This is a genomic window from Desulfovibrio desulfuricans (assembly GCF_004801255.1).
Taxonomy (GTDB): Bacteria; Desulfobacterota; Desulfovibrionia; order Desulfovibrionales; family Desulfovibrionaceae; genus Desulfovibrio; species Desulfovibrio desulfuricans_C.
The window spans coordinates 1,114,673-1,139,346 of the sequence record NZ_CP036295.1; the positions used below are offsets into that span (position 1 = coordinate 1,114,673).

The 24,674-nt window shown below is 57.8% G+C and carries 14 protein-coding genes and 2 tRNA genes; 7 read left to right on the top strand and 9 right to left on the bottom strand.

The window, feature by feature from the left end; genetic code table 11:
- Positions 1-727 precede the first annotated feature (727 nt).
- The 6 genes from rpoC to DDIC_RS04705 all read right to left on the bottom strand — a co-directional run bounded on the left by rpoC (position 728) and on the right by DDIC_RS04705 (position 14,787).
- Complete coding sequence (gene rpoC, locus DDIC_RS04680; RefSeq protein WP_136399373.1) at positions 728-4,900, bottom strand: DNA-directed RNA polymerase subunit beta'; 4,173 nt, start codon at positions 4,898-4,900, stop codon at positions 728-730.
- A gap of 115 nt (positions 4,901-5,015) precedes the next feature.
- Positions 5,016-9,152, bottom strand: coding sequence for a DNA-directed RNA polymerase subunit beta (gene rpoB, locus DDIC_RS04685; RefSeq protein ID WP_136401020.1), 4,137 nt, complete (start codon positions 9,150-9,152; stop codon positions 5,016-5,018).
- A 539-nt stretch (positions 9,153-9,691) separates the two neighbouring features.
- Positions 9,692-11,032, bottom strand: coding sequence for a hypothetical protein (locus DDIC_RS04690; RefSeq protein ID WP_136399374.1), 1,341 nt, complete (start codon positions 11,030-11,032; stop codon positions 9,692-9,694).
- Between the two features lie 126 nt (positions 11,033-11,158).
- Positions 11,159-13,402, bottom strand: coding sequence for a SpoIIE family protein phosphatase (locus DDIC_RS04695; protein WP_136399375.1), 2,244 nt, complete (start codon positions 13,400-13,402; stop codon positions 11,159-11,161).
- Positions 13,403-13,477: 75 nt separating this feature from the next.
- Complete coding sequence (locus tag DDIC_RS04700) at positions 13,478-13,774, bottom strand: STAS domain-containing protein (protein ID WP_136399376.1); 297 nt, start codon at positions 13,772-13,774, stop codon at positions 13,478-13,480.
- A 197-nt stretch (positions 13,775-13,971) separates the two neighbouring features.
- The gene (locus DDIC_RS04705) at positions 13,972-14,787 is read right to left on the bottom strand and encodes a MerR family transcriptional regulator (RefSeq protein WP_136399377.1); all 816 of its coding nucleotides are present in this window, start codon (positions 14,785-14,787) and stop codon (positions 13,972-13,974) included.
- A gap of 108 nt (positions 14,788-14,895) precedes the next feature.
- Here DDIC_RS04705 and DDIC_RS04710 point away from each other — a divergent pair, with 108 nt between their 5' ends.
- The 3 genes from DDIC_RS04710 to DDIC_RS04720 are packed head-to-tail and all read left to right on the top strand — an operon-like array spanning position 14,896 to position 19,861.
- A complete protein-coding gene (locus DDIC_RS04710; RefSeq protein WP_136399378.1) occupies positions 14,896-16,140 on the top strand; it encodes an efflux RND transporter periplasmic adaptor subunit in 1,245 nt (414 codons plus the stop codon).
- A gap of 3 nt (positions 16,141-16,143) precedes the next feature.
- Positions 16,144-19,281: an efflux RND transporter permease subunit gene (locus DDIC_RS04715; RefSeq protein ID WP_136399379.1), complete on the top strand. Its 3,138-nt coding sequence runs from the start codon at positions 16,144-16,146 to the stop codon at positions 19,279-19,281.
- A gap of 25 nt (positions 19,282-19,306) precedes the next feature.
- On the top strand, positions 19,307-19,861 hold the full coding sequence (locus DDIC_RS04720; protein WP_211088895.1) for a GNAT family N-acetyltransferase: 555 nt from the start codon (positions 19,307-19,309) through the stop codon (positions 19,859-19,861).
- 71 nt (positions 19,862-19,932) lie between these two features.
- Here DDIC_RS04720 and dpaL read toward each other — a convergent pair whose 3' ends face one another.
- The 3 genes from dpaL to DDIC_RS04735 form a co-directional block, all read right to left on the bottom strand.
- Complete coding sequence (dpaL, locus tag DDIC_RS04725; protein WP_136399380.1) at positions 19,933-21,156, bottom strand: diaminopropionate ammonia-lyase; 1,224 nt, start codon at positions 21,154-21,156, stop codon at positions 19,933-19,935.
- A gap of 304 nt (positions 21,157-21,460) precedes the next feature.
- Positions 21,461-21,537 (bottom strand) — tRNA-Glu (locus tag DDIC_RS04730).
- A gap of 11 nt (positions 21,538-21,548) precedes the next feature.
- Positions 21,549-21,623: transfer RNA gene (locus DDIC_RS04735), tRNA-Gln, on the bottom strand.
- Positions 21,624-22,096: 473 nt separating this feature from the next.
- Between DDIC_RS04735 and DDIC_RS04740 the strand changes: the two genes are divergently transcribed.
- The 4 genes from DDIC_RS04740 to DDIC_RS04755 all read left to right on the top strand — a co-directional run bounded on the left by DDIC_RS04740 (position 22,097) and on the right by DDIC_RS04755 (position 24,612).
- A complete protein-coding gene (locus DDIC_RS04740) occupies positions 22,097-23,536 on the top strand; it encodes a putative sulfate exporter family transporter (protein ID WP_136399381.1) in 1,440 nt (479 codons plus the stop codon).
- Positions 23,537-23,553: 17 nt separating this feature from the next.
- Positions 23,554-23,721 carry a bacteriocin-type signal sequence gene (locus tag DDIC_RS04745; RefSeq protein ID WP_432612328.1) on the top strand — a complete coding sequence of 56 codons (168 nt, stop codon included), beginning with the start codon at positions 23,554-23,556 and terminating at the stop codon, positions 23,719-23,721.
- A gap of 226 nt (positions 23,722-23,947) precedes the next feature.
- A complete protein-coding gene (locus DDIC_RS04750) occupies positions 23,948-24,178 on the top strand; it encodes a hypothetical protein (RefSeq protein WP_136399383.1) in 231 nt (76 codons plus the stop codon).
- Entirely contained in the window at positions 24,178-24,612 is a 435-nt protein-coding gene (locus tag DDIC_RS04755; RefSeq protein ID WP_136399384.1) for a DUF523 domain-containing protein, read from the top strand. Before DDIC_RS04750 ends, DDIC_RS04755 begins: the two co-directional genes overlap by 1 nt.
- The last annotated feature ends 62 nt before the right edge of the window (positions 24,613-24,674 follow it).

Consider the following 24,674-nt stretch of genomic DNA (forward strand, 5'->3'; position numbering starts at 1 on the left):
TGGCATGCTCCGGCCGCAACATGCAGTAATATTGATGGTTAGCAGTAGATTGTGCAGGTAGGGCAAGAATGGGGACGCCGACGAGGCTTCAGGCTGTCGACGTGGTATGGGCACGCGCTCCGCGCTGGTTTAGGGTGGCGTGTGCTGCAGGCTGGCTGTGCGGATGTAGGGTAACCCAAAAGGGGACCGACACGCCCCGACGCCCCAGACTGAGATGCTGTACATGCACCACGCAGGCCGTGGATCGGTTTGTTGAAACAGAGGTATGGAAAAAGGCTCTGCCGTGGCTATGGCGATCTGTGGCAAGGGAAGGGCGGTCGCAGGCAAAATGCACATGGCCCAGCCCTGCAGCCTGGTTTCGCCGGCGGTGCGGCACTGGCGGCAAATAGGTTGACCAGGCCCACCCCCGCGATCAACCCGTTGGGCCTCCGGCGGTTGTTCCGTGCGTGCAGTGGAATCAGCCAGGCGATTGATGACTGACGCAAGGCAGAAGCGTGAGGCTGCTAGCGTATGATGCGCATAACGACCACCGCATTGCCGTGCACCCCACATTGCGGCGCAATGCCGCGTAAGGCGTACAGGCGCAGGCTGGATGGCCCACACAGGACAGACCGTACATTGCGTACAGGAGCCCTGCAAAACGCAAAAATCCCCCCGAAAGGATTCCTTTCGGGGGGACAGTCGTATGCTTGCCAGCAGACAGCCCAAGGGCGGCCTGCAACGAGGCTTAGTTGTTCAGGTCAACCAGGACGGGGTTTTCCTCAAGGTCTTCAAGGAATTTGTCCGGGCGTTCCTTCTGGTCGGGAACCACGATGTCGCCGTTGACGTATTCGCGGTAGCCCGTACCGGCAGGGATAAGACGGCCCACGATGACGTTTTCTTTGAGGCCGCGCAGGTAGTCCATCTTGCCCTTGAGCGAGGCCTCGGTGAGCACCTTGGTGGTTTCCTGGAAGGATGCCGCCGAGATGAACGAGGATGTCGTCAAAGAAGCCTGGGTGATACCAAGCACCAGCGGTTCCGCAGTGGCGGGAACGCGGCCCTCGGCTATGACCTTCTGGTTTTCGGCCTTGAATTCCGCCTTGTCCACCTGCTCGCCTACGAGGAAGCTGGTGCCGCCGCAATCGAGAACCGTAACCTTTTTGAGCATCTGGCGCACGATGACTTCAATATGCTTGTCGTCGATACCCACGCCCTGGAAGCGGTACACTTCCTGGATTTCGTCCACGAGGTAACGGGCCAGGAACTTCTCGCCCCTGGTGCGCAGGATGTCGTGCAGTTCGGGGTAACCTTCCGTCAGCGGATCGCCCGCCTCCACAAAGTCGCCGTCGGCAGCGGTGATGTGCTTGCCCTTGGGCACGAGGTATTCTTTGGCCTCGCCGATTTCAGGCGTAACCACAAGCTTGCGCTTGCCCTTTGATTCGCCGGCGTAGGTGACAGTGCCCGCGATTTCAGAAACCACGGCCATGTCCTTGGGCTTGCGCACTTCAAAGAGCTCGGCCACGCGCGGAAGACCACCCACGATATCCTTGGTCTTTGACGTTTCGCGGGGCTTGCGGGCGATGATGTCGCCTGCCTGAATGTCCGCGCCGTCCTTGATCATGATGATGGAGCCGACAGGCAGGGTATAGACCGCCGCCGTGCCGCCGTGGCTGCGTTTTTTGACGCTGCCATGCTCATCGCAGATGGAGATGGACGGACGGAAGTTGGTGGTGCGGTATTCCATAATGGTCAGGGATGCCTGACGGGTAATATCGTCCACCTTTTCCTGCACGGTCTTGCCGTCGACGATGTCCGTAAAACGGATGATGCCTTCTTCTTCGCAGACAAAGGGTTCGTTGAACGGATCCCATTCGGCCAGCACATAGCCCTTGGCCACTTCCTGCCCGTCATGGACAAGCAGACGCGCGCCGTTGGGCAGAATGTATTTTTCGCGTTCGCGGCCCTGTGCGTCCACAATGGTGAGCTGGCCGCTCTTGCCGAGCACCAGTTCCACGCCGTCGCGGTTGGTGACGGCGCGCACGCGGTTGAGGATGACCCGGCCCGCGTTCTGGGCTTCGAACTTGTTCTTTTCAATGGTGCTCGACGCTGTACCACCGATGTGGAAGGTACGCATGGTAAGCTGCGTGCCAGGTTCACCGATGGACTGGGCGGCGATGATGCCCACGGTTTCGCCCGTGTTGACCAGGTGCCCGCGGGCAAGGTCGCGCCCGTAGCACAGGGCGCAGATGCCGCGTTCGGCCTGGCAGGTAAGGGGCGAGCGCACGGTGACCGAAGAGATGCCCTTGTCGCTGATAAGCTGGGCCTCTTTTTCTTCGATAAGCGTGTTTTCGGGCAGCAGCACGGTGTTTGGATCATCGGGATCAAACACGGGGTACAGCAGCACGCGGCCAATCACGCGTTCGGACAGCGGGGTCTTGATGTCGCCGCCGTCCTTGAGGTGGGTCAGCTCGATGCCGTCCACAGTGCCGCAGTCGTGTTCGCAGACAATAACGTCCTGCACGACGTCGACGAGGCGGCGGGTAAGGTAACCGGAGTTTGCCGTTTTAAGGGCTGTATCGGCCAGACCCTTACGAGCGCCGTGGGTGGAGGTGAAGTACTGCAACACCGAGAGCCCTTCGCGGAACGAAGAGGTGATAGGCGTTTCAATGATTTCACCGGAAGGCTTGGCCATCAGGCCGCGCATGCCGGCCAGCTGACGCATCTGGTCCTGGTTACCACGAGCGCCCGAATTGGACATCATGAAGATCGGGTTGAAGCTCTGGTTTTTCTCCTGCTTGCCGGTTTTGGGGTCGGTAAGCACGTCGTACGATATATCCTTGATCATCTCGGCCGAGACGTCCTGCGTGGCCTTGGTCCACACGTCGACCACCTTGTTGTACTTTTCAGTACGGGTGATGATACCGTCGCGGTACTGATGTTCGATGTCGTCCACTTCCGCCTGCGAGGCAGCCAGAATGTGCTTTTTGCTTTCAGGAATGGTGAGGTCCTTCACGCCGATGGTCACGCCCGCCCTGGTGGCGAATTCGTAACCCATGTCCTTGAGGCGGTCGCACAGAATGACCGTGGCCTTGATGCCGCATTGGCGGTAGGCAGCGCCCACGAGACGGGCGATGTTCTTCTTGGTCAGCACGCAGTTGACATGATCAAAGCCGAGCTTTTCGGGCAGGATGTCGCTGACCAGCACGCGGCCGGGCGTGGTGTTGTATATGGCGCCGTCGGGCATGCGCACCTTGATGCGGGCGTGCAGCGATACCTGCCCGCCGTCGTAGGCCGCTTCCACTTCCCACGGGGCGCAAAAGCTCATGCCTTCGCCCTGTTCAAAGCTGCGCTCGACGGTCATGTAATACAGACCAAGCACGATGTCCTGCGAGGGCACAATGACAGGACCTCCGTTGGCGGGCGAGAGAATGTTGTTGGTGCTCATCATGAGCACGCGGCATTCGATCTGCGCTTCAACCGAAAGCGGAATGTGCACGGCCATCTGGTCGCCGTCGAAGTCGGCGTTGTAGGCCGAGCAGACGAGCGGGTGCAGACGGATGGCCTTGCCTTCGACCAGCAGTGGTTCAAAAGCCTGGATGCCCAGACGGTGCAGGGTAGGGGCGCGGTTGAGCAGGATGGGGTACTCGCGCACCACTTCCGACAGAATATCCCACACCACCAGCTCTTCACGTTCCACCATCTTTTTGGCGCTCTTGATAGTGGAGGCGTGGCCTCTTTTTTCAAGCTCGGCATAGATGAAGGGCTTGAAGAGCTCAAGCGCCATCTTTTTGGGCAAACCGCACTGGTGCAGCTTGAGGTAAGGACCAACGGTAATAACTGAACGGCCGGAGTAGTCGACGCGCTTGCCGAGCAGGTTCTGACGGAAGCGGCCCTGCTTGCCCTTGATCATGTCGGAGAGCGACTTGAGCGGGCGGCCGTTGGTACCGGCGATGGCGCGGCCGCGGCGACCGTTGTCGAACAGCGCGTCCACAGCTTCCTGCAGCATGCGCTTTTCGTTGCGGATGATGATTTCGGGCGCGCCCAGCTCCATCAGCCGTTTGAGACGGTTGTTGCGGTTGATCACACGACGGTAAAGGTCGTTGAGGTCAGAGGTGGCAAAGCGGCCGCCGTCAAGAGGCACAAGAGGACGCAGTTCCGGCGGGATGACGGGAATGACTTCCATGATCATCCATTCGGGCTTGTTGTCCGACTCCAAAAACGCTTCAACAATCTTGAGGCGCTTGGTGATCTTTTTCTTCTTGGTCTGGCTCTTGGTGGATTCGCCTTCTTCGCGCAGCTCGGTGCGCAGCTTTTCCAGATCCAGCTCTTCCAGCAGGCTGCGCACGGCTTCGGCGCCCATGCCCACGGTCAGCACCTCGTCAGTGCCGTAGTGGTCAAGAATCTGCAGGTACTGGTCTTCAGAGATGACCTGACGCTTCTGCAGGTTGGTCTGACCGGGATCGAGCACGATGTACGAGTCGAAGTAGAGCACCTTTTCCAGATCGGCCATGGTCATGTCGAGCAGGGTGCCGATCTTGGAGGGCAGGGTCTTCAAAAACCAGATATGCGCAACCGGCGCGGCCAGTTCGATATGGCCCATGCGCTCGCGGCGCACCTTGGAGGCAATAACTTCAACGCCGCACTTTTCGCAGACAATGCCGCGGTGCTTCATGCGCTTGTACTTGCCGCAGTTGCATTCATAGTCCTTCACGGGGCCGAAGATCTTGGCGCAGAAAAGGCCGTCGCGCTCCGGCTTGAAGGTGCGATAGTTGATGGTTTCCGGCTTTTTCACCTCACCGTACGACCATTCGCGAATGGCTTCGGGCGATGCGATGGAAATCTGGATGGCTTTCAGGTTGCGGATGTTCGTCACGTTGGTCGTCGACGCGCCGCGTGCGGTGAAAAGATCGTCCAGGCTCATAGTATACCTTGCTTTGTAAAAAGCTCGTTGAAATCGTTAGCCATGCTGTCGCCAGCTGCCGCGATGGTCGCGGCAGCTGGCGCAACGCGTGTCCGGGGCCGCCAGAAAGGGGGTTTTACGCCTCTTCCTCGCGTTCTTTCATAAAGCCCACGCGTTTGGGCTTTTTCTTGCCTTCTTCCTGGTGCAGGGTCACGTTGAGACCAAGGCTCATGAGTTCCTTCACCAACACGTTGAACGATTCGGGCAGACCTGCCTCAAGGAAGTTGTCGCCCTTGACGATCTTTTCGTACATCTTCACGCGTCCGGTCACGTCGTCCGACTTGACCGTAAGGAATTCCTGCAGCAGATAGGCCGCGCCGTAGGCTTCAAGAGCCCAGACTTCCATTTCGCCCAAACGCTGGCCGCCGAACTGGGCTTTACCGCCGAGGGGCTGCTGCGTCACCAGCGAGTAAGGGCCGGTGGAACGGGCGTGGATTTTTTCGTCAACCAAGTGGTGCAGCTTGAGCATGTACATGACGCCTGTGGTCACGCGGTTCTTGAAGGGAACACCCGTGCGGCCGTCGTACAGGGTGGTTTTGCCGTCGTTGGCAAGACCAGCCTTGTCCATCCAGCCCCAGATTTCCTCTTCGGTCGCGCCGTCGAACACGGGGGTCTTGGTGACAATGCCGTTGCGCAGCTTGAGCACGGAGGCCTTGAATTCCTCATCACTCATTGTGTCAACCAGCGAGCTGATTTCGGGCGAGTTGTAAACGCCCTTGAGCTCTTCGCGCACAACCTGCATGGCCGCGCCCGAGTCAACAAGCTCGGCCAGCTGACGGCCCAGTTCCTTGGCGCCCCACCCGAGGTGGGTCTCCATGATCTGGCCGATATTCATACGAGAGGGCACGCCCAGGGGGTTCAGCACGATGTCCACGGGACGACCGTCGGCAAAGAAGGGCATGTCTTCTTCCGGCAAGATGCAGGAAACAACGCCCTTGTTACCGTGGCGGCCAGCCATTTTATCGCCCACCGAAAGCTTACGCTTGATGGCAATGTGCACCTTGACCATCTTGATGACGCCAGGAGGCAGATCGTCGCCCTCGGTGACCTTGTCGCGCTTGGAGTCGTAGATGGCCTTAAGGTATTCAACCTGCTGGTCGTACGACTTGAGCGCCTCGGTCACGGCGTCGTTGACTTCCTTGCTCTTGAACAGGCCCGCAAGCTTCTTGACGGGGATCTGCTCAAGCACGTCTTCGGTCAGGGCTGCGCCCACATCGGCCAGCACCTCGCCCTTCTTTTTGCCCGGCACTGCGGCCGCGATCTGCTTGCCCAGAACGTGGGGGGCAAGCTGCACGCGGGTGCGGTCGGAAAGGGCGCGCAGATGATCAGATTCCTTCTGGTCCAGCACCGACGTGTCGTGGCTTTCGATGGCCAGGGTACGGTCATCCTTCTCGCCGGAGCGGCGGTTGAAGACCTTGACGTCGATGATGGTGCCTTCCACTCCCGGGGGAACCTTGAGGGAGGTGTTTTTCACATCCCTGGCCTTTTCGCCGAAGATGGCGCGGAGCAGCTTTTCTTCTGGCGTAAGCTGGGTTTCGCCCTTGGGGGTGATTTTGCCCACAAGGATGTCGTCGGGCTTGACGGCCGCGCCGATGCGGATGATGCCGCTCTCGTCGAGGTTGCGCAGCATGTCTTCGCTGACGTTGGGAATATCGCGGGTTATTTCCTCCGGTCCCAGCTTGGTGTCGCGAGCCACTACCTCGAATTCTTCAATATGAATGGAGGTAAAGGTGTCGTCGCGCACGGTGCGCTCGGAAATGAGGATGGAGTCTTCGTAGTTGTAGCCGCACCAGGGCATGAACGCGACCACCAGGTTTTTGCCAAGGGCAAGTTCGCCCTCGTCAATGCCGGGGCCGTCGGCCAGAATCTGACCTTTTTTAACGGGCATGCCGGGGTAGCAGGTGGGCTTTTGCCCAAAGCACGAGTTCTGGTTCGACTTGTGGAACTTGAGCAGGTCATAGGCGCGCACGCCGCCCTGCTTGGGAAACACGTCGCCCTCGTACGAAACGATGAGGCGGTCGGCGTCCACATATTCCACCTTGCCGGGCGCGGGAGCCACTATGCACGCGCCGGAGTCGCGGGCCACGTCCACTTCCATGCCCGTGCCCACGAGGGGCTTTTCGGAGCGCAAAAGCGGCACGGCCTGACGCTGCATGTTTGAACCCATGAGCGCGCGGTTGGCGTCGTCGTGTTCCAGGAAGGGAATGAGCGCGGCGGAGATGGAGACCATCTGGCTGGGCGAGACGTCCATCAGGGTCACTTCTTCGCGCGGGTTCATTTCCACTTCGCCCTTGACGCGCACGGTCACGTATTCGTCAAGCAGGTTGCCGTCGGCGTCCACGCGGGCGTTGGCCTGCGCCACCACCTGACCGCCTTCGCGCGAGGCGTCGAGATGCACCACGTCATTGGTAACGCGGCTATCGCGCACAACGCGGTAGGGCGTTTCAATAAAGCCGTAGTCGTTGACCTTGGCAAAGGTGGTCAGCGAAACGATAAGACCGATGTTCGGGCCTTCAGGCGTTTCGATGGGGCAGATGCGGCCATAGTGCGAGGTGTGCACGTCGCGCACTTCAAAGCCCGCGCGTTCGCGGGTCAGACCGCCGGGACCCAGGGCCGAAAGACGACGCTTGTGCGTCACTTCCGAGAGCGAGTTGGTCTGGTCCATGAACTGCGAGAGCTGCGAAGTGCCAAAGAATTCCTTGAGCACAGCCGCCACCGGCTTGGGATTGATCAGGTCGTGGGGCATGAGCGTGGAAATTTCCTGCAGGCTCATGCGCTCCTTGATGGCGCGCTCCATGCGCACAAGGCCGATGCGGTACTGGTTTTCAACCAGTTCGCCGACCAGGCGCACGCGGCGGTTGCCCAGGTGGTCGATGTCGTCGGCCGGGCCGTGGCTGTCCTTCAACTGCACCAGCACCTTGATGGCGGTGAGGATGTCGTTGTCGGTCAGGGTGCGCAGGTCGTCGGCCTCGTTCAGGCTGAGGCGCTGGTTGAGCTTGTAGCGGCCCACCGGCGAGAGGTCGTAGTAGTCGGCGTTGCGGAACAGGTTGTCAAAGAAGCTGGCCGCAATCTCGGGGGTAGGCGGAGACGACGGACGCAGACGACGGTAGATTTCTTCCTGCGCCTTCTGCTGGTCGGGGATGCGGTCCTGCACCAGGGTGTCGCGGATGGACGACGAGGTGTCGGTGCCCTTGGTGTGCAGCACGGCGATACGCACGATGCCCGCCTCGCGGATGCGGTCGAGCAGCCCGGCGGTGATTTCGTCGGCGGCTTCGGCCAGCACTTCGCCGGTCTTGGGATCGGCCACGTCTTCAGCCAAAAACATGGCGTCCAGCGTGTCGGGGCGAACTTCGATGGCTTCAATGCCCGACTCGCAGATCATGCGCCAGCTGCGCTTGGTGATTGGCTTGCCAGCCTTGACGAGGACATTGCCCTGGGGGTCGCAGATATCGGCGTAGGCGTTGTCCTTGCGGTACAGATCCTTGCGGATCTCCCAGAACAGGCTGCTGGCCGACTCGATGCGGTAGTGCTCCTGCGAGTAGAAGTACTCGAGGATCTGCTCCTTGCTCATGCCCATGGCCTTGAACAGGATGGTTGCGGGCATTTTGCGGCGACGGTCGATGCGGACGTACAGAATGTCCTTGTGGTCGAAGTCAAAGTCGAGCCACGAGCCGCGCATGGGAATGATGCGGCAGGAGTAAAGCACCTTGCGGCTGGTGTGGGTCTTGCCGCCGTCGTGCTCAAAAATGATGCCCGGCGAGCGCTGCAACTGGTTAACGATGACGCGCTCGGTGCCGTTGATGATAAACGTGCCCTTTTCCGTCATCAGGGGCAGGGTGCCAAAATAGATATCCTGCTCTTTGATGTCGCGGATGGTGCGGTTGCCCGAAGCTTCATCGGTGTCATAGACCACCAGGCGCACCTTGATGCGCATGGGAGCCTCGTAGGTCAGCCCCTTTGAAATGCACTCGGCCTGGTCGTATTTGGGTTCGCCGATTTCGTAGCTGACGAACTCAAGACTGGCGGTCTTATTGAAATCCTCAATGGGGAAGACGGTGTGGAACACACCTTCCAGCCCTTCCTCTGGGCTGCGGTCGGCATCTGAAACGCCTTCCTGAAGGAATTTCTGGTAAGAATCTATCTGCAGATTCAGCAGATGTGGGATAGGGAGGGAAACCTTGATTTTGCCGAACTGTTTGGTGAGCTGGCCCATGGGTACCTCAAGATAGGTAGCGGTTGCGCCCCGGCTGCGCGACAAATCAGCATGCCTAAGCCGGCGGGCAAAAAACTTGCTGTCACTGCACCCTGAAAGCGTAAGCTGGTGGAGAGGCTGAAAAAAACCTACTGCTGGCAAGGCGTAAAAAACCCATCCCTGTCTGGGTAAACAGGGCTGGGGATAGGGCTTTACCTTAAGTGTGTATGCTTGGTCAGTAAGTTATTGAAAAACAGAAAGGAGCCTCCCGCACCAATCGTTGAAAGAGGATGCATACTAGGAATCCGTGACGTTGGCAAGCAAAAAAGCGGGAGGAAAAAATAAAAACTTCTCTGTCGGCCAATTTACCTCAGCGAGAAGTTCATGACAAGACAAAAAAAAGGCTTGCAGGGCGGTTTTTACCGGTTGTGCGTCCAATCTGTGTCGTAGCGGCGCAAAAAACAGGCCTGCCGTCATCCCCTGCCGTCTCCGTCGGGCCCTGTTGTCAGGGGCGTTGCCTGTACTGTTGCGGCCTCATGGCTTACCCGCAGCTGGCACGGTCAGCCGATCTCAAACAGGGCCTGTCCGGCTTCGGCCCGGTTGCTCCAGGCGGTGATGTGCCCGTCGTTGGAAACCTTGATGCCGATGCCGTGTTCGGCAAGCGTCAGGGCCGCAGCCTTGCGCCCGCCGCTGGTGCTGCCCCCGGGAACCTTGAGGATGGCCCCGACGGCAAAGACGCTGCCGTCGTCAAAGATCAGCGTGGCTCCGTCGATGGAGAGCAGCTCGGCCCGCAGCTTGCGGGGAATTTGCGCAAAGTTCGTGCTGGGCAGGGCAGTGCGCAGCAGTGCTGTCTTGCTGCCGCCCGCGTTGGCCAGCATGTCCTTTTCGTTAACGATTTCTGCAAGGTGGCGCTGCAGGTGCTCTTGCGAGATGCGCACAAGCTCCGCCTGATCCATATTTTGCGCGATGCGCTGGTTGCGGCGTTCGTTGATCATCCAGGGCGTGACGGCGTTTTTTTTGAAAAAGCCGATGCAGGCTCCCTTGCGGCGGAAGGATACGTCGAGCAGGCTGAGGTACAGCGCCTCAATAGTGCCCCGGCTGCCGCCGTGCCCCTGATAGCCAAGCTCGGCAAGGTAGGCCTGGTGCGAAAAGTGCAGCCATTTGCCGCGCCGTTTGGCAAAAAAAAGCTGCCGGTTCTTGAAGATGAGTATGTCGCCGTTTTTGCTGAGGCAAAAAGCGCAGCGCTGCTGAGAGGTCCAGTAGGCCACCGGCAAAAAGGGCAGAGGCGCGTACACGTGGGCCGCCTCTTTCTCATCGGGCATGAGGGCCTCGCAGTAGGCTGTTATGCCGCCCTCGGCATTGCACACAAGCAGAGTGTCGCAGCCTGAGGTGAGAACCTTGGCGTAGTCCTCCTTGCAGACATCAAAAAAACTGACCTGCGCCGGGCGAGGGTCCGCCTCGTCAATGGCCACGGAAAAGGAAATCTTTTCACCCTCGTAGGTTTCGCTCGACCAGAAGGACAACAGGTTGAGTATGCCCAGCACTGTGACATGGCGCTTGGGTGAGAGTATCTTGGCAATGCCGATGAGCTGGGCCTGCCGTATGCACACTGCGGCGTAATCGTCTATGCGGGGGGTGCTGAAGATTTTTTTCCACTCGGCAAGGATGTTGCGGGCGATGTGCTGCTCGGTCTCCGTAAATGGAATGGCCCGGAATATATAAACGTCGTCCTCCGCGTGCCCGGTAAGGGCCACGCGCATCATGAAGCACCTGCCGTTCATCTCGGCGATGTCGTCAAAGTTTTCTCTCGTGTACTCATCATCAAGAATTTCCGTGGCAGGCCCAAAGAGCGGGGCGAGAAATTCTGTGACGGCCTGGATGACGGCCTTTTGGGTGCTCATGGCAAATGCTCCGTGCGGCGGCGACGGCATGCGTCGCAGATGTGTGGCCCGTTTGTCGTCCCCTTGCGCGCTGGCGGTTCAGGGGCGGCGTTGCGGGACGGCCTTTGGCTGCCTGTGGGATGCCGGTTACGCTTCTTCCTGTCGCCACAGGGTGAGAATGTTTTTTCCATCCGCAGTGCGCGAGTAGTCCATCCTGGTCATTATTCTGCGTACCATGGCAATGCCGAGCCCGCCCTCGTCGCGCTGCCCGGCGGGCAGGGTAGTATCCGGCCCCGGCTGCTGCAGCGGATTGAAGGGACGGCCGCTGTCCTGAAACTGCACAACAAGCTGAAACGGCCCGCTCCGCGCCCGGCAGCGCAGCAGTACCGTGCCCTGATCCGGCGCGTAGGCGTAGTGGGCTATGTTGGTGAACACTTCTTCTGCGGCCACCAGCAGCAAGGGTAGGGTTTTGGCGGGGCACTGGGCGGCCTTGAGCTTGGTTTCCAAAAAAGCCAGCACCGATTCAAGGTGGGCGTCGTCGGCTGTTACCAGCAGCTCATCCCAGGCCATGCCAGCAAATTCAAGCGCCAGAATGGTAATGTCGTCTGACTGCTCCACGCCGGAGGCAAAGTCTTCCACCTTTTGCAGCAGGGTCTGCACGGTTTTTTCGGCGCTCATGCCCTCAGTGCCGCTCACGGCGTTTTCTATGCCGCTGAGTCCCAGGCGGCCTCCCTGGCTGTTTTCCGCCTCGCTGACGCCGTCCGTGTAGAGCAGCAGGCGGTCGCCCGGCGACAGTTGAAACGTCTGCTCGCGGTAACTGGAGTTGCCCATGGCCCCAAGAGGCAGGCCGTGGCCCGCCTCAATCCACGAGTAGCGCGCCTCCTGCTGTCTGAAAAGCAGCGGATGCTCGTGCCCGGCATTGGCGCAGACCAGCCTGCCGGTGGTGAGATCCAGAACCCCCAGAAAGGCGGTGAGAAAAATATCCTGGTCATTCTGGGCAGAGATGCGCCTGTTTGCCTGCAAAAAAATTTCCGCCGGTGAAAGCCCCGACTCGGCAAGGCTCTTGATGAGGGTTTTGGCCGTCATCATAAACAGGGCCGCGCCGATGCCCTTGTCAGCCACGTCGGCCACCACGATCACAAGCTGGTTTTTATCCCTGAGATAAAAATCGTAAAAATCGCCGCCCACCACCTTGGCGGCCCGCATGACGGCAAAGATGTCAAAGTCCTCCCTCTCCGGATAGGCGGGAAACACGCTCGGCAGCGACGAGCACTGGATGGCGCGGGCAAATTCCAGCTCGGCGTCTATTCTGCCCGCTGCGGCGTCGATGGCCTGCTTGAGGCTTTGCACCGTTTTGTTGATGCCGTCCGAGAGCAGGCCAAATTCTGGCGTGGTGCGCTCGTTGAGCACCACATCAAGGTTGCCCGAGGTGATTTTTTGCAGGTCGGCGTTGACGCGGTACACGTCGTTGATGACCAGCCGCTTGACCAGATGTGAGACCATCCAGAAAATGAGGGCAAACAGCACGATATTGCAGGCCGCAATATACATGAGCATGCTGTCGCGTGAAAAAAACACCTCGCTGCGGGGTAGCAGGGCAAACAGCGTGTAACCGTCAGCTTCCATACTCTGGCAAAGGTACTGTTTGCCAAGAATGGTAACCATGCCGGACTGTTGCGCCTGTATCAGTCCAAGCGACCTCACGCTGGCCCCCACAGGCACGGCGGTTTCGCTGCCGCTGCTGATGACGGCCCCATAGATGGCAATGGCCATAAACCCCTGTGAGCCGATATGGTAGCGGGGGGCTATTTCATCCACAGCGGCGACGCGCAGGGCCTCAAGCAGGCGGCGGGGTGAATAGCCGATCTGCACGATGCCCGTGCAGTCGCGCCGCGCCACGCCCGCATACTGAAAGGGCTCGTTGTCCGCGCCCCGGGGGATGATATCCTGCACCAGGGTAAATTCCAGATCGCGCAGAGCGGGCAAAAACGCGGCGGACTGCGGCGAGGTGGCCATGTCGTAGCCCACGAACGAAGATGTGGAAGCTACGACGACGCCCTGCTCGTCCGTGACGTTCAGTTCTTCCACATCAAGCAGTTTGCGCAAAAAAAACATCAGGGTGGTGACATTGAGAATGCCGGGGTTCTGCGTGATTATGGCTGCAAAGGCCCGTGCCTTGGCCAGAGCGCCCGCGTCGGATATCTCCCGGATATGGGTGGCGTTGGTGACGACCATGCGCAGATACTTGGCCCCGTCGTCGAGATTGCTTGAAAGCATGTAGCGGGCGTTTTCTTCGGCCTGTCGGGTCTGCAAAAAATAGGACGCCGCCAGTGTGATGCAAAAAGCGGGAAAGATGCAGATAAAGAGCCACTTATGAAACATTTTGTGCATGGCGGCCCGCCTTTGCGGGCTTGCCCGCTCTGCGCAATAAGGCTCTGCACCGCGGCGGAGCTTTGTGGGGTGGGGTTATTCGATGGTAAACAGATCCACAAAGCCCGTGATGCTGAACACTTCTCTCACGGTTTCATTGGCATTGACGATGCGCATGCCCTGGCGCTCGACCATCCGTTTGTGCAGGCGCAGCAGTATGCGCAGACCGGCGCTCGAAATGTAGTCCACCTGGCTGAAATCAAGCACCAGCGAGTCCGCCGTGGCGCAGTCCTCCTGCAGCTCCCTGTCCAGCGCAGGGGCTGTGACCGTATCTATCTTGCCCGCTATGCTGACATGCAAAACGCCGTCAGCTGTTTTTTTGCAAACCTGCATGTGGGGCCTCTCTGTGGAGTTGATGAATGGGCGCTACTATCTCTTACATATTTTACGATTACAGCGCCCCGCCCGCAAGGGGAAAATCCCCGGACGCGGCCCGGCCCATCTGCCCGCACCTACAGCGCCCCGCCCGCAAGGGGAAAATGCCGGTTGGCCGGCCCTGTGCGCAAGGCTTGGTGCTGGGCAACGCGCCTCTATTCTACCAGAATGGCATATTTTAGCGCATAGTAGTCGCCGTTATCCTGCATAATATAGCTCATCATGTCGTAGGCGTAGGCATCGCTTTTTATGGTCAAGCCCGCAGCGCGGATTTTTTGCACCATGCTGGCAAGGGTCTGCCTGTGCGAGTCATCCGTGCCAATGTGGGCTAGAACTGCGTATTTTCCTTCATGTTTTGTGTGCACGCGTTCTGGCAATGTGGAATTACGCATCCGGGTGAAATAGTAGCGGTCGACGTAGTCTCCCTGCTGTATGTCATCCATGCAGTAAACAATGCCAAAGGGGTATCGCGGCTTCACCTCCATTTGGGCATTGGTCCTGTTAAATTCCGCAAAGCGTTGCACCAGTTCCCATTGCGTCTCTGAAGGGCTGGCGCCCGATGGTGTCATTTCCAGCTGCTCGGCCTTGTGTTGCTGGATGGAAAGGGTGTCGTACTCGATACTGAGGGCTTCGCGCAGGCAGGTGGTCATGTCTTTCAGCATCAGCTTGCGCTGCGCAACCCTGTGCAGTTCCTCGTCTGCTGCAAGCTGTTTTTCCTGAAGAAACGACAAAAAATTTTCGCCGTTCATGTTGTGCAGGTGCGCCTTGATTTCCTTCAGCGAGCTGCCAACATCCTTAAGCATGGTAAGCATATCAAATTCAAAAAACTGTTCGATTCCGTAGCGGCGGTACCTGTTTTCTGAAACATATTTTGGTTTCAGCAGCCCTTCCTTTTCATAAAACAGCAGGGTGCTTTTTTGTGTGCGGCACAGGCTGGCAAATTCACCTGTGGTGAGCAGGTTTTTTTTCATTACAATTTTTCCTTGACTATAAAGTAACTTTATACTTTACGCTGGCAAATTACAGACAAATGCGCAAGCCGAATTTTGTTTGCCAATATATGAATTGAGGTGTTTGTAATGCGTTGCCTTACCAAAATTTCCCGCCTGCTGCGGCTTATGGTCATATGTTGCCTGCCCCTGGCGGTGTTCGGCTGCAGTGATGCAGAAAAGCCAGAGAACACCCTTGTGGAGGTCCTGTATCTTGTGCTGGGCGAAGAAAAGGTGACGCTGAGCAGCACGCTGCCGGGCAGGGTTACAGCCCTGGTGACGGCAGAAGTGCGGCCCCAGGTAGACGGCATTGTTCTTGAGCGTCTTTTTGAAGAAGGCACAGATGTAAAAGAGGGGCAGGTTTTATACCGGTTAGACCCGGCCAGCTATCAGGCGGCGTATGCCACGGCTAGTGCATCGCTTGCAGAGGCAAAAGCCGCAGTAACGTCCATAGCGCTGCTGGAAAAACGCCAGAAGCTGCTGATCAAACAGTATGCCGTAAGCCAGCAGGAGCTGGACAATTCCATATCGCTGCACGGGCAGGCCCGCGCCCGCGTTGCCAGAGCCGAGGCCGAGCTGCAATCTGCCGCCATCAACCTTGCGCATACCGAAATAAAGGCCCCGGTTTCTGGGCGTATAGGAGCCTCTGCCTTTACGGTGGGTGCTCTTGTTACGGCAAACCAGCCATCGGCACTGGCCGTGATACAGCAGATTGACCGTGTGTTTGTGGACATAACCCAGCCCAGCGCCGACAGCGTTCGCCTGCGCCGGGCCATAGCCCAGGGGCGGGTGTCTGCCAACGGCAATAGCACCAAGGTGCGCCTGATCCTTGAAGACGGCTCGCCCTACACGCCTGTTGCGGCGGCGCAACAGGCTGGTGAACCGGCATGGATACGGGGAGACCTGCTGTTTTCTGAAATATCTGTGGGGCAAAGCACGGGAAGCCTCATGCTGCGGGCTGTGATTAGCAATCCGGATGGGCTGCTTCTTCCCGGCATGTATGTAAAGGCCGTTATTGAAGAAGGCTCGATAGACAGGGCCGTGCTGATTCCGCAGGGGGCAGCCTTTGCGAACAGTGCCGGGGGACACGCTGTTTATACTTTGCACAAAGAGGGCGCAAAGGAGGGTCTTTATGGTGTGGCGCGGCGCGATGTGCGCCTTGAGCGCACCATTGGCAACCGCTGGCTTGTGGGTGCTGGACTGAGTGCAGGCGACATGCTGGTGGTTGAGGGTTTCCAGAAAGCCGTGCCGGGTGAAACCGTTATTGGCGTACCAGCCCCGGCAGCAAACGCAAACGTCACCCCCGCCCCGGCAGCAGCCAAAGGGGTGCGGTAACGTATGGCGGATTTTTTTATCAATCGCCCCATTTTTGCATGGGTTATTGCCATCATTATCATGCTGGCCGGGGGGCTTGCCATCGTTCGGCTTCCTGTTGCCCATTACCCGGATATCGCCCTGCCGCAGATATCCATTTCGGCGCAGTATCCGGGAGCGTCCGCATCCATAATTGACCGCAGCGTAACGCAAATTATTGAGCAGCAGATAAAAGGACTGGACAATCTGCTGCACATGAAATCCTCCAGCAGTTCTTCTGGCGGTACGGAAATCATCCTTACCTTTGCTGCGGGCACAGATGCAAATACGGCGCAGGTGCAGGTGCAAAACAAGTTGCAGCAGGCCCTTTCGCTGTTGCCCGATGCCGTGCAGCGGCAAGGGGTTCAGGCTTTAAAGGCTGTGGACAACTCGTTTATGACCGTCGCCTTTTATGACGCCAGAGACACCATGCGGCCCAACAACATCAGCGATTATGTGGCCAGCTCTCTGGTTGATCCGCTAAGCCGCATTGCCGGTGTTGGGTCCATTACCCTGTACGGTTTTCAGAATGCCATGCGCATTTGGTGCGACCCGGACAAAATGCGGCAATACAAGCTAAACCCGCAGGATGTCATTGCTGCCGTTCGTTCACAGAATGCCCAGGTGGCCGGTGGTCAGGTGGGGGCGGCCCCCGCCATGCCCGGTCAGGAAATCAATATCGCCATCAACGCATCATCAAGTCTGGAAACTGTGGAGGAATTTGAGCAGATACAGTTGAAAGTTGAAGAAAACGGTTCTGTATTGCTGCTCAAGGACGTTGCCCGCATAGAATTGAATGAAGAAAGTTCCATGGGCAGTACATTTTTTAACGGTCATGCGGGTACTGGTTTGGCTTTTAAACTTGCATCCGGTGCAAATGTTCTGGAAACAGCCAGGGGCATCAAGGCAGAATTGCAGTCGCTGGCCGGTTTTTTTCCGCCTGGGCTCAAATATGCATATGCCGACGACCGCGCCCCCATTGTTGAAAAATCCATACGGTCGGTAGTGCGCACGCTGTTTGAGGCCATTGCGCTTGTTGTGGCGGTGATGTTCGTTTTTATGCAAAGTTATCGCGCCACGCTTATTCCGGCCATTGCAGTGCCTGTCGTGCTGCTTGGAGTTTTTGCCGTGTTTGCGGCAATGGGGTTTTCCATCAATACCCTCACCATGTTTGGCATGGTTCTGGCCATCGGCCTTTTGGTGGATGACGCCATTGTTGTGGTGGAAAATGTAGAACGCCTTATGCGCGACGAGGGGCTTGCCCCAAAAGAGGCCGCCCTCAAATCCATGCGGCAGATAACCGGGGCACTGGTGGGCGTTGCCGTGGTTATTTCTGCGGTATTTGTTCCCATGGCCTTTATGCCCGGTTCTACCGGGGCCATATTCAGGCAGTTTTCCGTCACCATTGTGGCATCCATGATATTATCTGTGGTGGTAGCCATTGTGCTTACGCCAGCCCTGTGCGCCACAATGCTGCAGGCGCATGTTCACGAAACGGGTCAGGGGCTGTTTGGGCATTTCAACCGAGGGGTTGCGGCATTTACACAACGGTATGTGCATGGGGTGGGCGTGATGCTGCGCAAACCCCTGCCATGGAGCGTGGTATTTGCGGCAATAACCGCCGCAGGCCTTGTTTTGTTTCTGCTTTTGCCCTCAGCATTTTTGCCTGACGAAGACCAGGGCTTTTTGTCTGTTGATGTGCTGCTGCCGCCGGGCGCGTCGCTAGAGCGCACAGAAAAAATCGTCAGAGAGATTGATGCCTACTTTCGCAATGAAGAAAAGGATTCCATAGAAAGCGTTATGTGCGTTGTTGGCTGGGGGTTCAGCGGCTCTGGCCAGAATTCGGCCATGGTGCTTCCCCTGCTTAAAGACTGGAGCAAGCGGGGGGCAGGGCAAAGCGCGTTTGATATTATGGAACGCACCACGGCACGGTTTTCATCCATATCAGGGGCAGAAATATTTGTAATGGCCCCCCCGGCCGTCATGGAACTTGGCAGTTCGTCTGGCTTTGAGATGGAACTGATGGACCGTGGCGGCAGGGGGCATGCTGAGCTGCTCAATGCCAAGAATACGCTGCTGGAAAATGCGACCAAATCGCCCGCCGTTGCCTATGCGCGCTATAGCGGCATGGCTGATACCGAACAGTACGATCTGGTTATCGACAATGGCAAAGCCGGATCATACGGCCTGACCAGAGGCGAAATAAACAGCGCCCTCAGTGCCTACTGGGGGGGCGAATATATCAACGACTTTTCGGATAAGGGCAGAACAAAAAAGGTCTATTTTCAGGCAGAGCCGGCAGTGCGCGCTGGTATAGACGGCCTTGGCCGGTTCTATCTGCGAAACGCCAAAAACGAAATGGTGCCCTTTAGCAGTTTTATCGGTGTGAAGTCTGTTTTGGCCCCGCCAAGTCTCACCCGTTATCAGGGGATACCCTCTGTAAGAATCGAAGGCGCGGCCGCGCCGGGGCAAAGCAACGGAAGCGCCATGGCGGCAATGGAAAAAAGTGCGGCAAATTTGCCCCAGGGCTTTGATTATGCCTGGACCGGTCTTTCCTATCAGCAGGTGGTTGCCTCAAGTCAGGCCCCCTTGCTCTACGCTATTTCGATTGTTGCGGTCTTTCTTTGTCTGGCGGCCCTGTATGAAAGCTGGACCATACCGCTGGCGGTGTTGCTGGCTGTGCCCGCAGGCGTTGTGGGCGCGCTGGGCGCTGTGTATCTGCGGGGCATGAACAACGATATATATCTGCAGGTTGCGTTGCTGACCATCATTGGCCTGTCGGCAAAAAATTCTATCTTGATTGTCGGGTTCGCCAGAGCATTGCACAAGGGCGGCAAGGATCTGGTCGCAGCCACGCTGGAAGCCTCGCGGATTCGCCTGCGACCAATCATAATGACATCTCTATGTTTTATTCTTGGCGTGCTGCCGCTGGCGTTCAGCAGTGGGGCAGGAGCAGGTGCGCAAAACGCACTGGGTACAGCCGTGCTGGTGGGTATGATTACCGCAACCGGCTTGGGCATTTACTATACGCCGCTGTTTTTCATTATGGTTACGCGTCTGTTCAGCCGGGGCGCAAAACAGACACCTGCTGCAGAGCCCGTGGCTTCTTTAGAAAAGCAGTGAGCATGGCCTGAACAGTTGCGACTTTTTGAAAAAAAAGGAGATTGCCGTGGCTAGGTTTGATACAGCTAGGCTTGTCTTGCGGCCCTTTGAATCCAAGGATGCGACTGGGCTGCTTGAAATTTTGTCCCATCCACGAGCCACATGCTTTGCTGATGACCGACTGGATACCATTGAAGAGGCTGCTGCCGATGTAGAACGGCGGAGTGCAAATATGCTGGAATTTGCCGTTTGCCTCAAGGAACAGGACGCTATTATCGGTGTGATGTTTGCGGCCAAGGAAGAGCCGGATAATTACAGCGTTGGCTGGCAGCTGAATGCCAGATATGAAGGAATGGGCTACGCATATGAGGCCGCAACGGCGTTTTTTGATGTCCTTTTTGCCCAGAGGGGGGCAAGGCGCGTGTATGCCTATGTGGACAATAACAATATTCGTTCGCAAAAATTGTGCGAGCGGCTATGCATGCGCAAGGAAGGACTTTTTATGGAGTACATTTCATTTGTCAACAATGCAGACGGCACTCCAAGATACGAAAATACATGCATTTATGCCGTGCTTAAAAAGGAATGGGATGCAGCCTGATTGCGTGGCTTGATGTCAGATTGCAGCACGCGCTCCACCTGGGTGACAAAATGGCCGGGGTGCGTACTGTCTTAAATGCAGTCTACATCCGCATACGCTCCCTGCCAGACAACACTTCTATAGATGTTGGGCACGGTGTCGCCCTCGGTGCTTACGAGCAGTACCTGAGCCTCGGCATCGAGGCCCAGGGCCTCGCGTTGCGCGGCTGCCGCCGGGTTGCACATGAGCCAGTGCAGCGCGCCCGCGCCTGCCGCGCCCGACTCGCCCGAAACAATGGGCTGGTCGCCCGCGACCGGGGCTGCCAGCATGCGCATGCCGTTGGCGGCCAGGTAATCGGGGCAGGTCATAAAGGCCGTGCTGTAATCTTTAAGTATATTCCATGCCAGGGTGCTTGGCTCGCCGCAGGCAAGGCCGGCCATGAGGGTTTGCAGGCTGCCGCCCACGGCGTGGGCCTTGCCGTCGCCAGCAAGGGCGGAGCGGTAAAAGCAGTCGGCGGCGTGCGGCTCTACTATAATGATGCGCGGAGCCTCCGCCCCCAGCGCGGCCACCAAAAAGGCCGCCACCGCCGCTGCAAACGAGCCCACGCCCGCCTGCAAAAAACAGTGGGTGGCCCGTATGCCGGCTGCCTGCATCTGTTCGAGTATTTCGGCGGCAAGGGTCAGGTATCCCTGCATGATCCAGCCGGGGATCTGCTCATAGCCGTCCCAGGCGGTGTCCTGCACCATCACATAGCCTTTTTCGCGGGCGAGGTCCCAGCTCATGCGCACAGTGTCGTCATAATTGAGATCGGTGACGGTGCACTGGGCGTCCAGCGCCAGAATGTTGTTCTGGCGGGTCTTGTCCGAGCCTTTGGGCATATAGATGATGCAGGGGTAGCCCAGCTCGCGGGCTGTCCAGGCCAGCCCCCTGCCGTGGTTGCCGTCCGTGGTGCTGATAAACGTGACTTTGCCCGCCTGCGCTCTGGCTGCGGAGTTTTCAAGCAGGCCCTTTACCAGCCCGGCTTCGGGCAGGTGCATGCGCTCGGCCAGACAGCGGGCCACAGCGTACGAACCGCCCAAAACCTTAAAGGCGTTGAGGCCAAATCGTTTGGACTCATCCTTGACGCACACGTGCTTAATACCCAGCCTTGCAGCCAGCCCGGGCAGGCTTGTCAGCGGCGTGGGCTGATACTGGCTGAACGAGGCATGGAACGCGCGGACGCGCTGCGCCGCCAGAGGGGAAAAATCGGTCACGTCGGAAGCACCGGCATGCTTGGGGGCCTTGCGAAAGGGGTTGAGCAGCAGCGAGGCGGACATGGGCGTATCCTTGCTAGAAGGGGACGGGAGGCTTGCGTGGCCTGCCGGGCGGACTGCATCAGGGTAAAACCCGGCGGCATACGTGGCTCAGAGGTGGGAGCATTGCGTAAGGCTGCATTGTAAGGGGACGCCGCCCCAGAGGGCAAGGGCAAAAACATTGAGATTGCAGGGCAATGTCGACGCCGGGTTTTGGGGCTGGGCCGACAGGCCGAAGTTAGGCGGGTTGGCGCCCGGAGGGCCTGCAGCCTGTAGCGCGGGCGCGAAAAAAGGGTTACATCTTTCGACGTAACCCTTTTTTCTCAATTGGCGTCCCCAAGGGGATTTGAACCCCTGTCGACGGCGTGAAAGGCCGTTGTCCTGGGCCGGCTAGACGATGGGGACGCGAGTTTGGTTGGCTGGGCTGCAAGGACTCGAACCTTGATTAACGGAGTCAGAATCCGTCGTCCTGCCAATTGAACGACAGCCCAACGCGAGAAACGTGTATATGTGAAACAGCGGGGTAGTGTCAATAAAAAATCCGAGAAAAATGTTTTTATTGCACTTTTTTCAACAAGGCGACAAAAAGCGTGGTATGCTTATAAGAGCAGGTGTGCAAACCAATATGTCAGCATGTGAAGCAATGCGCAGGTCTGCTGACTGAGATTCAGGGAAAAAACTCGATTTCTGGCTTTTATCGCCGCAGAAACAGCTTCAAAAGCCCATTACTGGCTGTTATTGTTTGGACTTGAGCTTGACAATATCTTGCATACAGGTATGTTTTTTACAGGCATCAACGACCAAGTGGTCATAAATTGGTGCTGCAAGTATCGGTTTCCAGCTGTTTCCGCGGCAAGACGCGTTGTATGGACTGCCCTGTTCTTTATGGTACAAGGCAGGCTTTGATGCGTAGGTGCGGCTGGAGTTTGTTTTTTTAGCTAAACCTGTACGGAGGAGTTTGGGTATGGCATCAACAAAAGCCTTTAATGAAGACAAGGTAGCACTGCTTATCGGCTGCTTTATCTTCTTGATGGCCCTGGGCAAATTTGCAGGTCTGGACCTGCTGGGCTGGGGCCTCAAGATGGGCATGTGGGTCAAAAGCCCGCTTGACTGCTGGGCTTCGGCATCCAAGGGGTTTATGCCCGGCGTGGGGGCGCTGCTCGCCAGCTATGCGTTTATCGCGGCGGTGATGTCTGTGGGCATCAAGCTCATGAAGGGCGATATTGGTAAATTCCTTTACGGGTTTACCTGCATTTTCTTTATTGCCATCGCCTGCTACACTCTTGGCGCAAATGCCTTCATTGCCGCCAACCCCACCGAAATCACCAAATTGGGCATAACCTGGTCGCTGGGTTTGAGCACCGAGGCCGGACTTATTGTGGCCCTGGTGGTCGGTATTCTGCTGGGCAACCTTACGCCCGGCTTTGCTGAATCCCTGCGCGAGGCCTGCCGCCCCGAACTTTTCGTCAAAATCGCCATCGTTATTCTTGGTGCGGAACTTGGCGTCAAGGCCGCAGACGCTGCCGGTTTTGCCGGTCACGTTATTTTCCGAGGCCTGTGCGCCATTGTTGAAGCCTACCTGCTGTACTGGTCCGTTGTTTACTACGTGGCCCGTAAGTATTTCAAGTTCAACAAGGAATGGGCTGCTCCTCTTGCTTCGGGCATTTCCATCTGCGGCGTCTCGGCAGCTATCGCCACCGGCGGCGCCATTCGCGCCCGGCCTGTGGTGCCGATCATGGTTTCCTCGCTGGTCGTGGTCTTTACCTGCATTGAAATGCTCATTCTGCCCTTTATAGCCCAGTACTTCCTGTACACCGAGCCCATGGTGGCCGGCGGCTGGATGGGCCTTGCCGTCAAGTCTGACGGCGGCGCCATCGCCAGCGGCGCCATCACGGAATCGCTGATTCTTTCCAAGATGGCTGGCCTTGGCACCAAGTGGGAGCCAGGCTGGATCGTGATGGTGACCACCACGGTCAAGATCTTCATCGACATGTTCATCGGCGTGTGGGCCCTCGTCCTCGCCTACATCTGGACTGCCAAGTTTGACAAAACCCGTGGCGAACGCACCATGACCTGGAGCGACGTTATGGATCGCTTCCCCCGCTTTGTGCTGGGGTACCTTGGCACGTTCCTTATCCTTCTGTTTGCCTGCCTGTCTTCGCCCGAACTGCACAAGCTCGGCAAGTCCATGTCCGGCGCCATCAACAGCTTCCGCGTCATGTTCTTCCTGCTGACCTTCTTCAGCATCGGTCTGGTTTCCAACTTCCGCAAGCTGAAGGAAGAAGGCATCGGTCGCCTGGCCGTTGTGTACATTGTGTGCCTGTTCGGCTTCATCATCTGGGTGGGCCTGTTCATCTCCTACGCCTTCTTCCACGGCATGACCCCGCCTGTGATGGCCGGCTAGTTTACTATACGGAGTAAATTATGGAAACGAAAACTGAAGTTAAGCTCCACGAAGAAATTGAAAAGATGGAATATGAACCGTTGGATCCCGTTGAACTCAAGCTCGTACACTGGAGCTGGGGCCTCGGCGTGGTCCTGCTGGTGGTGCTCTTTGTCATCAGCAAGTTTGTCATGACCACGCACTAGACGTGTCTGACAGCCGTTGATATGTACGCCGGGGAGGGTTTTCCTCCCCGGCGTTTTTGTCTCAACGACAGGTGCGACAACAACAGCCGCGCGATGTGCCGCAGTTGCAAACCAGCATCTGCATCGCAGTCTGCTTTTGTCCATACGGCACGCAGAACTGCCGTATGGGTGGACTGATAAATTTTTGCCCGGCAGCCGCGGGCGAAACCCAGTTAAGGATAAGGCCATGCCGCGTTATCATCTGCGTTTTATGAAAGGCCCCAACTATACGCTGAATCTGGAATATGAAGCGACTGTGGAGGCCCCGTCATTTGAAGAAGCCCTGAAGCCTCACACCGACTGGCCCATAACCGAAAGTTACGACCACGCCACGGCAACGGCCTGGAACCCCGGAACCTCCATGTACTATCAGGAAATGTGGGAGGCGGCTCTGCTGCCTGACAACGAGGGCAAGTAATGGCCGCGCGCTACATTGTCAGTGCGTGCCTTGCAGGCGAGCACTGCCGTTACGACGGCGGCGACAATACCTGTGCGCGTGTGACGCGGCTTGTGGAGGAGGGCAGAGCCATCCCTGCCTGTCCTGAACAGCTGGGCGGCCTTGATACGCCCCGCAGCCCCTGCGAGCGTGTGGGCGATCGCGTCATGAACCGTGACGGGCACGACGTTACCCTTGCCTTTGAACAGGGCGCAGCCCGCGCCGTGGAGCTGGCCCGCCAAGGTGGCTGCACGGCGGCCATCCTGAAAAGCCGGTCGCCCTCCTGCGGCTTTGACCGCATCTATGACGGTACTTTCAGCCACGCGCTTTGCGCTGGCGACGGAGTGTGGGCAGCCATGTTGCGGGCAGAGGGGTTTGTTCTTTATAGTGAGGAGCAATTGCCCCCCGAGGCCTGATTTTTCAAGCTGTTTGCATGGCAATACGATACAGGGCCGGGCGCTCCCAAACGGGAGTGTCC